Genomic DNA, 13,952 nt, shown 5'->3' on the forward strand with positions numbered 1-13,952 from the left:
CGGACGCGGGGTGGAGCAGCTCGGTAGCTCGTCGGGCTCATAACCCGAAGGTCGTCGGTTCAAATCCGGCCCCCGCAACCAACTCTTTCGTCAGCTTGCGATTGTATAAACAGTCGAAGGCAGACAAACGCCAACAAGCTACTGCTCGGCTTGGGGGTGACAATTCGGACGCGGGGTGGAGCAGCTCGGTAGCTCGTCGGGCTCATAACCCGAAGGTCGTCGGTTCAAATCCGGCCCCCGCAACCAACTTTCTGTACGTTCCATTCCTGCATTGCAATCATTGAACAATCCTTCTTGATGCTCGTCACCATCTGGTGATTGCTGCTATTTCTGACGCTTTTTAAAGACCAAAACTGGTCGTATCAACCATTTGTTGGGTATCATCAGGTATCTCTTCATGGATGAGGCACACGCCTGTGATCACTCCCTTCACCTATCTTCCTCCTGCTATTGAAAGCCGGGATGCCACGCTGGCCGAAGCCCTTGCCCAAGGGCTGCCGTTGCAACTGCTGCTGATCGCCGAAGAGCAGAAGGAGTCCTTGCTTTCGCTCCCCGCCCTTGCGGGTCTCCAGACCCAGCTTGCGCTGGGGAAAAAAGCGCCCTTTACCCTGATGCACGGCAATACCCTGTTGCAGGTGATGTTTGTGGCCGGCAGTGTGACGCGGGATCACCGCCTCTATAAACAGATCAGAGGCTGGATTGCTCCTCTTTCTGGGCTCAATGTGGAGCGGCTCGGGCTGCATCTGGAAGGTTTTTCCCCCTCAGAGCGAGTGATGCTGGCCGAAGTGATGTTGTCGGCCCTGCTTGCCGCCAATATTTCGTTGCCCACCAGCAAGCGCCGCAGCGAAATCAGCTGGAGCTATCAGCAGATCAAGGTTTCACCCGCGGTGGTGCTGGACTTGGCGCGCCTCTACAGCGAAGCGGGGGGCAACGGGCTGGCTCGCCATCTGGCGGTGTTGCCTGCCTCCGAGCTGACGGCCGCCAGCTATCGCGAGTTTGTCAGCAAGCTGGCGCAAGATGAGGGGTGGAAGTGCCATCACTATGATCAGGCGCAGCTGGCCGAGCTGGGGGCGGGGGCGTTTCTGGCCGTTGCTCGTGGCTCGGAAGACAATCAGGGGGCCATGGTCAAGCTCAGCTACTATCCACCCAAGCCGGTGCGCCGCATTGCGTTGGTGGGCAAGGGGATCTGCCACGACTCTGGCGGTTACAACCTCAAGGTCTCCGGCAGCATGTATGGCATGCATCTGGACATGGGGGGCAGCGCGGTGGCGCTGGGGGCCCTCTACGCCATCAGCCGAGCTCAGCTACCCTACGAGGTACACTGCTGGCTGGCCATTGCCGAGAACCATATCGGCCCTCACGCCTATCGTCCTAGCGAGGTGGTGACTGCCATCAATGGCACCTCCATCGAGGTGGTCGATACCGATGCCGAAGGGCGAATGGTATTGGCCGACACCCTGGCAATGGCGGTGCAGGATACTCCGGATCTGCTGCTCGATTACGCGACCCTGACCGGGGCCTGCAAACGGGCGCTGGGTAGCCGTTACAGCGGCGTCTTTACCAATCGCAGCGAATGGATGGCATCACTGGTCAATCTGGGTCAGCGCAGCGGCGAGCGGATCTGGCCCTTCCCGCTTGATGACGATTACGACGACAATATCGAGAGCGAGTGGGCCGATCTGTTGCAGTGTGCGCCGGGCAGTTCGCCGGATCACATCGATGCGGCCCGTTTCCTCGCCCACTTCGTGCCCGAGCAGACCCCCTGGCTGCACTTCGACCTGAGCGGTTTTCGCAACAAGGGGGGCAATGGGGTGGTCTCCAGCGAAGTGACCGGCTTTGGCGTGCGTCTCACGCTGGATCTGCTGGCCAGCCCGCTTGGCAGAGTTAGTCGCCAAGCTTCTGAACAATCTGAATGATAACAAGGAGTTCTGTGAAACAACCAAGCTATGACTGGGTGCTGTTCGATTTGGATGAAACCCTGCTCGATTTTCCGGTCGCCTCTGCGCTGACGCACACTCTGCAGATCTATGGCGTACAGGCTGATGACGCCAGCATGGCGCAGTACCACGCCCTCAACCACGGGCTCTGGCAGCAGTACAACGACGGCGAGATCGATGCAACGGCGTTGCAGCAGACCCGCTTCTCCCTCTTTGCCCAGCAGGTTGCCGCCGATCCCATGGCGATGAACAACACCTTTCTGGAGCAGATCATTGCCCTTAGCATGCCTCTCGAAGGGGTGGTCGAGACCCTGCAGCAGCTACGCAGCAAGGTGCGGATGGGGATCATCACCAATGGTTTCAGCGTGCCTCAGCGGGGGCGGCTCGGCAAACTGGGCTGGAGCGAGTGGTTCGAGCCGCTGGTGATCTCCGACGAGATCCGGGTGACCAAGCCGGCGCCAGCTATTTTCCAGCACACCCTCTCCCTGATGGGGCAGCCGGATCCGGCCCGGGTGCTGATGGTGGGGGATAATCCGAAAACCGATATTGCCGGGGCGGCGGCGCAGGGGCTGGCAACCTGCTGGTACAACCCGGCGCGGCAAGCGGGCGAGTGCGATGCCACACACGAAATCCACCACTTCGCCCACCTTGCCGACATTGTGCTGGGACGCTGATAGCCAGGCTTAACCATCACGTTATCGATGACCAAAACGTCCTGGAAAGTTGCAACCAGGGCTGTTTGAGACAGGATTGGGTGTGCTTGAGACAGTAAGGGGAGCTGATGCTCCCCTTACTTATGAGTGTTTTCCTGTGAATGCAGGGATCTGAACTGATAGCGATCGAGGATCTGCTGATAGTCGGGACTCTGTTTCAATTGATCGATAGCCTGATTGATCCGCTGCAGTTGCGCCTCAGTAGTGCTCTCTTTGCTAAGCATCAGGTGAACCGGCGTGACTTCGATACGCAGCAGGGTATGCAGCTGATCCTGCGCTTCATCCTTATCCTGCCACCCCTGCAGTCCGTGGGGATCCAGAATAAACCCCTGGATCCGTCCCCCTTGCAACATCTTCAGCAGCTGATCCAGCCGCAGGCGCATCTGCAAGCGAGGCTGCAGCTCGGGCCTTGCCATCAACTGGCGGAAGGTATTGCCGTAATCAAAGCCCTTGAGCACTCCGATATGGAAGTCGGGGGTGTTGATCAACTGCTCCAGGGTGGTGATCCCGCGCCAGCGTTCGGCATCTTGCCGACGGATAATGATGGCCGTCTCCTCTTCCCGATAGGGGTGGCTGAAGCGGGCATATTGCTGCCGCTCGGCGGTGATATTGGCTGACATGGTCAGCTGAACCGTGCCGAATTTCAGCTCGTGCAGCACGCGAGCCCAGGGCATTTCACTGAATTTGGCCTGATAACCGGCCCGCAGGAGGATGGCGTTGAGCAGCTCCACATCCAGTCCGCGGAGCTGTTGCTGTTCATTGCGATAACTGAAGGGCTGCCAGTCGACCCAGCCCACGACCAATGACTCTTGTGCCGTAGCCTGGCAACACAAACACCATAACAACAAGAGTCTGTACACAACGCATACCCTCGAACAGGCTGATACGGTTGAGTATTGGACAGGAACGACGGAGTAACCAGTGCTGAGGGTTGAGCGGATGCACAGATGTGCATCCCTCACAGTTCGTGGGCGTGGAATCCCTTGCGATAACGGGTTTCACAGCGCGGGCAGCGTTGCAGGGTCGGATCCTGTTCCAGCTGTTCGATGGAAAGCGGCTCTTCACAATCGGAGCAGAGGCCATAGAGGCCGAGATCCATCTGGCAGAGTGCCGCATCGATCCGCTTGAGGCGGGCCACGCTCTGCTCAACCTTCGGCAGATCCAGCCGGCTGGTCAGTTCCACCAGTTGATCCTGCTCGCAGTGACCGACCTGTTCGGCCCACTCGTCACGGCGGCAGGCTTTAAGCTGACCGATCAGCGTTTCTCTTACTTGGGCCCAGTCTGACAGCAGGCGATTACGCCAGACAGTCAACTGTGCTTGCGTCATTTCACACACATTATCCCCCACAGGACAGACGACAGATTCGGGGCAGTATAGGGATCCGATAACTCTATCAAGATGATATGCGTCAAGTTAAACGTGGTTAGCCGTGGCTTTTGGCTGCTTGCAACAGGGCATCGCGGATGGGAGCCGTCTCTTTGAGCACCCGGATCTCCTGAAACAGCAGGTCCGCTTCGGGATATTCCCGCTTGAGATAGCTGAACCACTGTTTGATGCGGCTGGGGTAGTAGTCGGCTTTTTCGCTGGCCAGATCCTGCTCGGTATAGCTCACCATCAACTGCAGCACCTCGGCCCAGCTCATGTGCGGGCAGCCGGTTTTCATCACGTTGGCCAGATTGGGCAGGGAGATGGCGCCGCGCCCGACCATCAGGGCATCGCAACCCGAGACCCTGGCGCAGGCGAGGGCATCTTTGTGATCCCAAATCTCGCCGTTGGCGGTGACGGGGATGGGCAGGGCGCGGCGAATGGCATCCACATACTCCCAGTGGGCGGGGGCCTTGTACCCTTCGCGCTTGGTGCGGGCATGAACGGCCAGCTCGTTGGCGCCCCCCTGGAAGACCGCCTGGGCGTTCTCCAGATAGAGATCCTTGTCGTCGTAACCGAGGCGAATTTTGGCGCTCACCGGCAGATGGGCAGGCACCGCCTCGCGCACCGCCTTGACGATGCGGTAGATGGTCTCGGGCTCTTTGAGCAGCACCGCACCGCCCTTGCTCTTGTTGACCGTAGGGGCGGGACAGCCGAAGTTGAGATCGACGCCGGGGGAGCCCAGCTCGATGGCGCGCAGGGCGTTCTCGGCCAGCCACTCGGGGTGTTGCCCCAGCAGTTGAACCCGCACCGGGGTGCCTGCGCGGGTTTTGCCATCTTGCAGCAGTTCAGGGCAGAGGCGGTAGAACACCTTGGCGGGCAGCAGCTGATCGACGACCCGGATAAACTCGCTCACGCAGAGATCGTAATCATTGACGGAGGTGAGTACCTCCCGCATCAGGTGATCCAGTACCCCCTGCATGGGGGCCAAAATAACGCGCATAACGGCTTTCCGACGAGAGTGGGAAGAAAAAAGAGCGCAGATTGTAGTGGGGTTGCGGCCCGCTGTCAGCACCCGCTCAAACTCTGTTAGGCTAGAGGGAGATAAATCACGCAAGGAGAAGGAATGAAGCGTTGGTGTCTGATGGCGCTCGGGTGGCTGGCATTTGCCACCGGTATTGTGGGCATTGTGCTGCCGCTATTGCCGACTACCCCCTTCATGTTGCTGGCTGCCGCCCTGTTTGCCCGCTCATCGCCCCGTTTTCATCGCTGGTTGCTGACCCATCCCTGGTTTGGCCCGCCCATCGTCGATTGGCAGCAGTATCGCGGTATTCGTCGTCAGGCCAGACGGCGCGCCATTACCTTCATTTTGCTCACCTTTTCGGTGTCGCTGGCGGTGGTGCCACTGCTGTGGGTCAAGGGGTTGCTGGTTGTCATAATGGTGATCCTGCTCACTTGGTTAATGCGCCTGCCGGTGCTGGAGCCAGTTGCAATGGCGAAGTGAAGTCCCTAAGCTATTGCAGCAATAATGCTATGGAGTCGGCCTGTCATTTTTGCGTGACAGGCTTTTTTATTTCCCGCAGAAGGGAATTGAGAAAAAATGGCCACCCCTGGGTCAAAAAAATAAGCGGTCAACACATGAATCCGGAAACCCTGAAATTTATCGAAGCAAGCATCAAGACCATTCCCGACTATCCGAAGCCGGGCATTCTGTTTCGTGACATCACCAGCCTGATCGAGAACGCCGAGGCCTTCAAGGCCACTATCGATCTGCTGGCCAATCATTATCGTGATCAAGGGATCACCAAGATTGTTGGCACCGAAGCTCGCGGCTTCATCTTTGGCGCGCCGGTTGCCTATGCCATGGGACTGGGCTTTGTGCCGGTCCGCAAGCCGGGCAAGCTGCCGCGCGAAGTGATCGAGGAGTCCTATGCCCTCGAGTACGGCACTGACACCCTGCAACTGCACACCGATGCCATCGTGCCTGGTGACAAGGTGCTGGTCGTGGACGATCTGCTGGCGACCGGTGGTACCGTCGATGCGACCGTCAAGCTGATCCGCCGTGCCGGTGGTGAAGTTGCCGATGCGGCCTTCATCATCTCCCTGCCGTCTCTGGGTGGCGATGCCCGCCTGACTGCCGCTGGCATCAAGGTGGTCTCACTGGTCGAGCTGGCCGGCGAGTAATGCCCCTTCGGCCCGATCCTCTGCATCGGGCCTGCATTGAACCGGTGCCCGTGCGGGCATCGGTTTGAAAATCAAGCGATCCCTTCCGCTCTCACCGATAGCCGATACAGCCAGCCCGCCATTTGTGTTAGCATCCGGCCTCAATGCCCTGTCTTCCCTGCATGATGGATTTATGAGCTATCAGGTTCTGGCGCGTAAATGGCGCCCCCATACGTTTGAACAAGTGGTAGGCCAGCAACATGTGCTGACCGCCTTGACCAACGCCCTGGATCAGGGACGCCTGCATCACGCCTATCTGCTGAGCGGTACCCGTGGGGTCGGCAAGACCACCATCGCCCGTATTCTGGCCAAGAGCCTCAACTGCGAGCAGGGGATCAGCAGCCACCCGTGCGGTGTCTGCGATACCTGCCGCGAGATCGATCAAGGCAACTTTGTCGACTTGCTGGAGATTGACGCGGCGTCCCGCACCAAGGTGGAAGATACCCGCGAGCTGCTCGACAACGTGCAGTACCGCCCGGCCCGCGGCCGCTTCAAGGTCTACCTCATCGATGAAGTGCACATGTTGTCGCGCCACAGCTTCAACGCGCTGTTGAAAACCCTGGAAGAGCCCCCCCCCTATGTGAAGTTTCTGCTGGCCACCACGGATCCACAGAAGCTGCCCATTACCATTCTCTCGCGCTGTCTGCAGTTTCATCTGAAGAGTCTGGATCAGACCCAGATCGCCAAGCAGCTCGAATGGGTGCTGGATCAGGAGGGGCAGCCCTTCGAACCACGCGCCCTGCTGGCCCTGGCCAAAGCCGCCGACGGCAGTATGCGAGATGCCCTGAGCCTGACCGATCAGGCGCTGGCCCACGGTAACGGCAGCGTGCGCCTCGAGAGCGTGCTGGCGATGCTGGGCACGCTCGATCACCGCCATCTGCACCAGCTGCTGGAAGCCATTTTGCGGCAAGATGCCCCCGCGACCATGGCCAAGATCACCGAGATCGCCACCCTGGGCCCCGATTTTGATCAGCTCCACGCCGAGCTGGAAGGTTTGCTCCATCGCATCGCCATGGCGCAGCTGCTGCCTGCCAGCGTGCAGGAACAGGGGGCGGATGCCGATTCCCTGCTGCAACTGGCCAAGGCGATGAGCCCGGAAGAGGTGCAGCTCTGCTACCAGATCGTGCTGGGTGGTCGGAAAGATCTGCCATGGGCTCCCGATGGCCGCACCGCGCTGGAGATGACCTGCCTGCGGATGCTCGCCTTCTCCCCAAGGCGTGATGCCCTGCATCCGGCCAGCCTCACTGCGCTGCCCCCGTCAATGACGAGCAGTGCGGCGAGCAGCGCTACTTCGGTTGCCTCTTTGCCGGGAAAGCGCCCGGCCGCTGAATCGGCCGCAGTGGCGCCGATCAGCGGCGCCGTGCCTGCACCGCTAGCCAGCCCTGTTGCTACCAGTGCCGTGCCCGCGGTTGATGTCTCCCTGCCTGCGATGGTGGATGACATCGGCAACCCCGCCGACAGCGAAGAGGAGGCGCAAGCCGCCGAGCTGTTCAGCCAGCAGGATGAGCTGCTGCGCGAAGCTGCGGGCATGGGGTATCAACCCGAGCCCGCGTTACCCCATGCGCAGCCCGATGTGTCTGCGCACTCGGCTGCACAGCCCGCAGATGCTGATGAGCGAGCGTCTGCCGCAGCCGATACCGACTATTCCCGTGGCGAGCCGCTGACCGCCCCCTTCGAGCCCGCGCTCGAAGCGACAGCAACGCCTGTTGCCGCTGCTGAACCGGTATCAGCGGTATCGAGCATGCAGAGCCTGCTTGGCAAGCGAAACATGCTGCGCAGTCGCCAGCGTGGTCAGGATGCCCCAGCGGCGCCCGCGCCGCGCGCGGTGCCGGTTGCGCCAGCTAAACCTGTAGCGCCCGCCGCTGCACCGGTCGTCACCCAACAGCCAGCTCCGGTCAGCCAATCGGCCGGGCAGGGGATGGCGACGATGGGTCACTATGATGATCTGCCGCCAGTGGAGCTCTATAACGACAGTTACGAGCCGCAGGGTGACAACGGGGAATACGAGGAGTACCTCAATCAGGGCTTTGCCGAGCAGACTCAGGTGATGAGCCACGCCCCTGTCACGGCACCGGCCCAGCCAACCGATCTGCCACCTTGGGATCTCGACGGGCAGCCGAGCTATCGACCTGGCGAGCGCAGCGCTGCGGCGCCTGCGGTGACGCCCGCCCCAGCGACCCAGCCACCCGTTGCAAGCACGGCAGTGGCTGCTGCCCTTGTGACGCAGGATGAACCCCCTCAGCCAGTGATGGAGACCATCGACTGGGATGAGCTCGAGAGCGACAGCGAGCCGCAAGAGGGAGAGGCGACTCGCCTTATCCCCTCCTCGCTGCTCAATGGTTGCGGCGACCCTTGGGCCGAGTTGATTGCCCATACTCAGGTGGGTGGTCGGCTGCGTCAGCTGGCCATCAACTCGGTGATGACGCGGGAAGGGGACAAGGTACTGCTAACCCTCAAGCCAGAGCAGCGCCATCTGGTGAGCGACAAGGCGCGCGCCGATCTGGCCGAGATCATCGGGCCAGCGCTGGGTCAACCGGTGCAGGTCGAGGTGACGCTCGGTGTGGTACCTGACAAGGAGACCCCCCTCGAGATCGAACATCGCCTTTATCTCGGGGTGCGGGAGCAGGTGACCCGGGATCTGGAGCAGGATCCCAACGTACAGTTTTTAGTTCAGCGGTTTGGTGCCGTGCTTCATCACGAGAGCATCGAGCCACTCAACCGCTAAATTCCGTGGCCGGGAGCTTGCTTCCGGTTGAAAAGCAGTTTGGCTGTCCCCATCTAGGACAGACAAGCCCACAGCCCGGCGCTGGATGCCGGATTTCAAGACGAGAGACGACATATGTTTGGTAAAGGTGGAATGGGGAACCTGATGAAACAGGCCCAACAGATGCAAGAGCGTATGCAGAAGGCGCAGGAGCAGCTGGCTCAGATGGAAGTGACCGGTGAAGCCGGTGCTGGCATGGTCAAGGTCACCATGACCGGTAGCCACAGCGTCCGTCGCATCGAGATCGACCCCTCCCTGATGGAAGATGACAAGGAGCTGCTGGAAGATCTGGTCGCCGCCGCTTGCAACGATGCCGTGCGCCGTGTGGAAGAGCAGAACAAGGCCAAGATGGGCGAACTGACCGGTGGCATGCAACTGCCGCCAGGCTTCAAGATGCCCTTCTAAGGCGACTCTCCCCGCGCATTCTTGCTCCCTTGTCGCTGGCCATTCGGGTCACGGCAAGGGGGACGGCCGAGAGACCCAAAGACGCAGCGTTATTGCTCAGGCGATACGCTGCGTTTTTTATGGGCGCCATGCTGGCGTGGACGGGCTCTAACTATCCCTTCTGCGGAGCGGTTGCCACAGCGAAGGCCGATTACGCCATGAAACGCAGCCGCTTTGCCAAGGCGGCGCTATTTGTCGATACCCGCTATCGGATATCTCGGTTTGGCGTGGCCGGGCGGGATCGGCATAATGGCGGCTTGCCGTATCGAGGAGATTGTATGAAATATATCGGAGCCCACGTCAGTGCGGCCGGCGGGGTGGAGAATACCATCACCCGCGCCCAGGCCATCGGGGCCAACGCGTTTGCCCTCTTTACCAAGAATCAACGTCAGTGGCAGGCGGCCCCCTTGTCGGATGCCACCATCCGTGCCTTCAAGGCGGCTTGTGACAAGGCCGGTTTTCTGCCGGAGCAGATCCTGCCCCACGACAGCTATCTCATCAATCTGGGCCATCCGGATCCCGATGGTCTGGCCAAATCCCGCGATGCGTTTCTCGACGAGATGAAGCGTTGCGAGCAACTGGGGCTCTGTTATCTGAACTTCCACCCCGGTAGCCATCTCAAGCAGATCCCTGAGGCGGCCAGCCTCAAGTTGGTGAGCGAGTCCATCAACTGGGCGCTGGAGCGCAGTGAAGGGGTGACGGCGGTGATCGAGAATACCGCCGGGCAGGGGACCAACCTCGGCTGGTCGTTCGAGCACCTCGCCACCATCATCGAGGGGGTGGAGGACAAGAGCCGGGTCGGGATCTGTTTCGATACTTGCCACGCCTTTGCCGCCGGTTACGATCTGCGCACCGCCGAGAGCTGTGCCGCCGTCTTTGCCGAGTTCGACCGGATCGTCGGTTTTCGCTACCTCAAGGGGATGCATATCAACGGCGCCAAGTGTACCTTCGGCAGCCGGGTCGATCGCCACCACAGCTTGCGGGAGGGCAATCTGGGGGAGGCGGTATTCCACCACATCATGAATGATGAGCGCTTCGATCGCATTCCGCTGATCCTCGAGACCATAGACGAGTCCATTTGGGGCGAGGAGATCAGCTGGTTGCGCAGTCTGGCGAAGTGATACTCAGAAGCGAATCAAAGAGAGGGAGCCGTGGCTCCCTCTCTGTTTTTTTCCCATAGGCATGCAGGTCTGCCAGCGGCGCTCCGAGCGGGCGTTACTCTGCACGGCTCACCTCGGCATCCTTCACCTGAGCCCGGCAGAAGTGGATAAAGTGGCGCAGGGAGGTGGAGTGGTACTTCTGCTTGTGCCAGATAAGGGAGAGCTGGCGCGGGAAGCGACGGGAGAGGGGCAGGGCGATCAGCCGCCCATCTGCCAGGCGATCCGAGGCTGCCAGCCGGGAGATAAAGGAGATACCAAGCCCCTTCTCCACCGCCAGCATCACCGCCTCCAGGGTGTTGAGTTCAAGCCCTGGTTGCCAGCGGGGCAGCTCGGGCTGGATCTGCTGGATAAACTGCTCGCGGCTGCCCGATTGTGCTTCACGCAATACCCAGGTCTCGCCCCCCAGTCGGGAGAGGGAGAGCTCCTTCTTGTTGGCAAGCGGGTGACCGGGTGGGGCCACCACCAGCATCTCGTCCTGCAGCCAGGGTTCAGCGAGCAGGTCGGGGTGGTGGTTCTCCCCTTCGATCAGCGCCATATCCAGCTCGAAGTTGGCCAGCGCATGACAGAGCAGGTGAGTGTTGTTGATGGTCACCTTGGGGGGGAGTCCCAGCTCCTGTTTGCTGTTGGCGAGCAGGGTGGGGAGCAGGTAGTTGCCGATGGTCTGGCTGGCACCAAGGCGAAGCTGGCCGCTCGGCTCGGCATCGGGGCTGAACAGGTTCTCGATATCCTGCATCCGGGTCAGCAGCTCTTCAGCAGCTGGTTGCAGCAGGCGCCCCTCGTTGTTGAGCTGCAATCTGGGGTGAATGCGGTCAAACAGCGGGGTAGAGAGCTGGCGCTCCAGCTCCTGCAGCGACTGGGAGACGGCCCCCTTGCTCAGGCAGAGCTCGTTGGCGGCAAGGCCAAGGTTTCCATAACGGGCAATGGTGGCGAACACTTTCAGCTGCTGCAGGGTCAGTTTCATCGTGTTTGGTTTTCCTGAATGATTGATTTAATTCATTTAGATATCGTAAACGATAAGAGACCATTATCCTATCGCCATCGTCATCAATAGAAAGGTGTCATCATGATCGCAAGAACCCGTAAATCACTGGCTGCCGCCCCAACCCCCATGGCGGGTCTGGCGCTGGGCATCGCCAGCCTTGGTTGGTGTTGGGAAAATGCCGGTCACTTCGATGGCCGGATGCAACTGCTGGGCGCTGCCATCGCGGCCGTGCTGCTGGTGATCCTGACCTTCAAGTTTCTGCTTCACCCCCGCCTGCTGTTGCAGGATCTCGCTCACCCCGTGGTGGGCAGTGTGGTACCGACCTATGCCATGGGCACCATGGTGGTCTCCAAAGCGCTGGGTATGATTGCGCCGCAAGCGGGCGAGGCCCTCTGGCTGTTTGCCGTGGCGGTTCACCTGCTGTTCCTGGCCACCTTTATCTGGCATCGCGCCAAAGAGTTTGAAATCCACCACATGGTGCCGAGCTGGTTCGTGCCACCGGTGGGGATCATCGTGGCTGACGTCGCCTTCCCGGGTGGTCAATTTGCCCCGCTGGCCAACGGTCTGCTCTGGTTCGGGATCATCTGCTATGGCCTGATGCTGCCGCTGATGCTCTATCGCCTGATCTTCAGCCATGAAGTGCCGGATGCCGCCAAACCGACCATCGCCATTCTGGCTGCCCCTGCCAGCCTCTCTCTGGCCGGTTACCTGACCGTCAGTCAGGAGCCGTCACTGCTGCTGGTGGCCGTGCTGTTGGGGATTGCCATCCTGATGACCGGCATCATCTATCTGGCCTTCATCAAACTGCTGCGTCTGCCCTTCTCGCCGGGTTATGCCGCCTTCACCTTCCCGCTGGTGATCGGTGCCACCGCCCTGTTCAAAGTGGCTCATCTGGTTGAAGGGTTTGCGCAAAGGAGTCACTACGTCGAGCAGATCAGACTGCTGGCCCACTTCGAGCTGGGGGTGGCTACCGTCATCGTCGGGTATGTGGCACTGCGTTACCTGATGTTTTTTCTGCCGCAGCGTAATACCGAAATGAATAACGGCATGGCCCGCCAGGGTGCTCACCGTTAAATCTTGAAGAAGATGTGACATCTGGAAATGGATAAGCAGTGCGCTCCGAGAGCGACGGGATAAACGACCAGTCATACGATGGATGGACAAAGAGCCTCCACCCTGGTTGTGTAACGAGCAAAATGCCCCGCAGTGCGGGGCATTTTTTTATGGTTTTTTGATGTGGCGCCCGTGGCGGGCTATTTGCCATGGATTTAACTGGTATTACCTGTCAGGACGACTACAATGCAGCACCACTTTTTCGCTCGACCCCAATACATGTCGTCCCAAGATCCCGTATTTGACTCCTCTTTTGAAGCCCGTTTTCTGCATCCCCGCTACTGGTTCAGCTGGCTGGCGCTCGGCGTGCTGATGTTGCTGGCCTTTGTGCCGGTGCGATTGCGCGACCGTTTGGCCGAAGCCTTGGCACCGCTGGTGTTTCGTATCTCGAAAAAACAGATATATATCGCCAGAACCAATCTGGAGATATGTTTCCCGGACAAGAGCCCGGAAGAGCGGGATGCCATTGCACTGACCTCGATCCGGGTCGGCCTCAAGAGTCTGTTGGGATTTGGCGAGTTCACCATGCGCAGCCAGCGTTATCTGATGAGCCGGATGCAGGTGATCGGTTGGGAGCATATCGAGGCGGAGCGGGCGGCCGGCCGTCCGGTGATCCTGGTGGTGCCCCATACCTGGCCGGTGGATGCCGCCGGTTACTGCTTCACCCAGCGCGGGGTGCCGATGTGCACCATGATGAAACGGGCGCGCAATCCGGTGTTTGACTGGCACCTCAACCGTGCACGAGCCAAGAACGGTTGCCGCGTCTATGAGCGCAGCGCCGGGATCAAGGCGGTGATCAGGACCATCAAGAGCGGTCGCAGCTTCTTCTATCTGCCGGATCAGGATCATGGCCGCGAGAAGAGCATCTTCGCCCCCTTCTTTGGCTATCCCAAAGCGACCCTGCCTGCCTTGCCCCGTCTGGTGCAGGTCAGTGGCGCCAAGGCGGTGCCGCTGCTCGCCTGCTATGACGAAGCGAACCACTGCTACCGACTGGAGATTGAGGCACCGTTCGACAACTATCCAACCGAGGATGTGATGGCCGATACCTGTCGGATGAACGACATGGTGCAACAGCAGCTGATGTGCCATCCGGGTCAATACATGTGGTTCCTCAAGATCTTCGATACCCGTGAAGATCAGGAGGGGCTGGATGGCCTCTACGAAGAGGGGATACGCCGGATCCGCAAGGGATTGTCGCCCCACGGCTGACCCAGAATTTGGATTGATTGAAATGGCCCCAGGTGGGCCAT

Annotated in this window: 13 protein-coding genes and 2 tRNA genes; 11 read left to right on the forward strand and 4 right to left on the reverse strand. The window is 60.0% G+C overall.

What is annotated here, in order from left to right:
* The first annotated feature begins 4 nt into the window (after nucleotides 1-4).
* The 4 genes from AB5Y67_RS15465 (at nucleotide 5) to yjjG (ending at nucleotide 2,611) form a co-directional block, all read left to right on the forward strand.
* Nucleotides 5-81: transfer RNA gene (locus tag AB5Y67_RS15465), tRNA-Met, on the forward strand.
* 88 nt (nucleotides 82-169) lie between these two features.
* Nucleotides 170-246: transfer RNA gene (locus AB5Y67_RS15470), tRNA-Met, on the forward strand.
* A 170-nt stretch (nucleotides 247-416) separates the two neighbouring features.
* Nucleotides 417-1,916, forward strand: a complete 1,500-nt coding sequence (locus AB5Y67_RS15475) for a leucyl aminopeptidase family protein (protein WP_199428273.1) — start codon at nucleotides 417-419, stop codon at nucleotides 1,914-1,916.
* A 14-nt stretch (nucleotides 1,917-1,930) separates the two neighbouring features.
* Nucleotides 1,931-2,611, forward strand: a complete 681-nt coding sequence (gene yjjG / locus AB5Y67_RS15480; RefSeq protein WP_005333455.1) for a pyrimidine 5'-nucleotidase — start codon at nucleotides 1,931-1,933, stop codon at nucleotides 2,609-2,611.
* A 116-nt stretch (nucleotides 2,612-2,727) separates the two neighbouring features.
* On the opposite strand, the gene AB5Y67_RS15485 is transcribed toward yjjG, so the two are convergent.
* From AB5Y67_RS15485 to dusC, 3 genes are all read right to left on the reverse strand, one after another.
* The gene (locus tag AB5Y67_RS15485) at nucleotides 2,728-3,447 is read right to left on the reverse strand and encodes an ABC transporter substrate-binding protein (protein WP_199415467.1); all 720 of its coding nucleotides are present in this window, start codon (nucleotides 3,445-3,447) and stop codon (nucleotides 2,728-2,730) included.
* A gap of 161 nt (nucleotides 3,448-3,608) precedes the next feature.
* Nucleotides 3,609-3,977: a hypothetical protein gene (locus AB5Y67_RS15490; protein WP_005333451.1), complete on the reverse strand. Its 369-nt coding sequence runs from the start codon at nucleotides 3,975-3,977 to the stop codon at nucleotides 3,609-3,611.
* 97 nt (nucleotides 3,978-4,074) lie between these two features.
* Nucleotides 4,075-5,019, reverse strand: coding sequence for a tRNA dihydrouridine(16) synthase DusC (gene dusC / locus AB5Y67_RS15495; RefSeq protein WP_139408356.1), 945 nt, complete (start codon nucleotides 5,017-5,019; stop codon nucleotides 4,075-4,077).
* A 123-nt stretch (nucleotides 5,020-5,142) separates the two neighbouring features.
* Here dusC and AB5Y67_RS15500 point away from each other — a divergent pair, with 123 nt between their 5' ends.
* The 5 genes from AB5Y67_RS15500 (at nucleotide 5,143) to nfo (ending at nucleotide 10,568) form a co-directional block, all read left to right on the forward strand.
* Nucleotides 5,143-5,520: a YbaN family protein gene (locus AB5Y67_RS15500; RefSeq protein ID WP_199428251.1), complete on the forward strand. Its 378-nt coding sequence runs from the start codon at nucleotides 5,143-5,145 to the stop codon at nucleotides 5,518-5,520.
* 134 nt (nucleotides 5,521-5,654) lie between these two features.
* Nucleotides 5,655-6,200, forward strand: coding sequence for an adenine phosphoribosyltransferase (gene apt / locus AB5Y67_RS15505; protein WP_005352403.1), 546 nt, complete (start codon nucleotides 5,655-5,657; stop codon nucleotides 6,198-6,200).
* Nucleotides 6,201-6,372: 172 nt separating this feature from the next.
* Nucleotides 6,373-8,964: a DNA polymerase III subunit gamma/tau gene (gene dnaX, locus AB5Y67_RS15510; RefSeq protein ID WP_199428252.1), complete on the forward strand. Its 2,592-nt coding sequence runs from the start codon at nucleotides 6,373-6,375 to the stop codon at nucleotides 8,962-8,964.
* Between the two features lie 114 nt (nucleotides 8,965-9,078).
* A complete protein-coding gene (locus tag AB5Y67_RS15515; protein ID WP_005333445.1) occupies nucleotides 9,079-9,408 on the forward strand; it encodes a YbaB/EbfC family nucleoid-associated protein in 330 nt (109 codons plus the stop codon).
* A gap of 317 nt (nucleotides 9,409-9,725) precedes the next feature.
* Entirely contained in the window at nucleotides 9,726-10,568 is an 843-nt protein-coding gene (gene nfo, locus AB5Y67_RS15520; RefSeq protein WP_199428253.1) for a deoxyribonuclease IV, read from the forward strand.
* A gap of 94 nt (nucleotides 10,569-10,662) precedes the next feature.
* On the opposite strand, the gene AB5Y67_RS15525 is transcribed toward nfo, so the two are convergent.
* Complete coding sequence (locus tag AB5Y67_RS15525) at nucleotides 10,663-11,568, reverse strand: LysR substrate-binding domain-containing protein (RefSeq protein WP_069555788.1); 906 nt, start codon at nucleotides 11,566-11,568, stop codon at nucleotides 10,663-10,665.
* A 102-nt stretch (nucleotides 11,569-11,670) separates the two neighbouring features.
* On the opposite strand from AB5Y67_RS15525, the gene AB5Y67_RS15530 reads away from it, so the two are divergent.
* Nucleotides 11,671-12,663, forward strand: coding sequence for a TDT family transporter (locus AB5Y67_RS15530; protein WP_199428254.1), 993 nt, complete (start codon nucleotides 11,671-11,673; stop codon nucleotides 12,661-12,663).
* Nucleotides 12,664-12,921: 258 nt separating this feature from the next.
* Entirely contained in the window at nucleotides 12,922-13,911 is a 990-nt protein-coding gene (gene lpxM, locus AB5Y67_RS15535) for a lauroyl-Kdo(2)-lipid IV(A) myristoyltransferase (protein WP_199428255.1), read from the forward strand.
* The last annotated feature ends 41 nt before the right edge of the window (nucleotides 13,912-13,952 follow it).

The sequence above is a fragment of the Aeromonas sp. s12 genome (genome assembly GCF_040907925.1).
Taxonomy (GTDB): Bacteria; Pseudomonadota; Gammaproteobacteria; order Enterobacterales; family Aeromonadaceae; genus Aeromonas; species Aeromonas veronii.

Bases quoted from the DNA above. Each gene is read 5' to 3' on its own strand.
- AB5Y67_RS15525 (WP_069555788.1), bottom strand. From the start codon at position 11,568: ATGAAACTGACCCTGCAGCAGCTGAAAGTGTTCGCCACCATTGCCCGT.
- nfo (WP_199428253.1), top strand. From the start codon at position 9,726: ATGAAATATATCGGAGCCCACGTCAGTGCGGCCGGCGGGGTGGAGAAT.
- AB5Y67_RS15530 (WP_199428254.1), top strand. From the start codon at position 11,671: ATGATCGCAAGAACCCGTAAATCACTGGCTGCCGCCCCAACCCCCATG.
- apt (WP_005352403.1), top strand. From the start codon at position 5,655: ATGAATCCGGAAACCCTGAAATTTATCGAAGCAAGCATCAAGACCATT.
- dnaX (WP_199428252.1), top strand. From the start codon at position 6,373: ATGAGCTATCAGGTTCTGGCGCGTAAATGGCGCCCCCATACGTTTGAA.
- lpxM (WP_199428255.1), top strand. From the start codon at position 12,922: ATGTCGTCCCAAGATCCCGTATTTGACTCCTCTTTTGAAGCCCGTTTT.
- dusC (WP_139408356.1), bottom strand. From the start codon at position 5,019: ATGCGCGTTATTTTGGCCCCCATGCAGGGGGTACTGGATCACCTGATG.
- AB5Y67_RS15515 (WP_005333445.1), top strand. From the start codon at position 9,079: ATGTTTGGTAAAGGTGGAATGGGGAACCTGATGAAACAGGCCCAACAG.
- AB5Y67_RS15500 (WP_199428251.1), top strand. From the start codon at position 5,143: ATGAAGCGTTGGTGTCTGATGGCGCTCGGGTGGCTGGCATTTGCCACC.
- AB5Y67_RS15490 (WP_005333451.1), bottom strand. From the start codon at position 3,977: ATGACGCAAGCACAGTTGACTGTCTGGCGTAATCGCCTGCTGTCAGAC.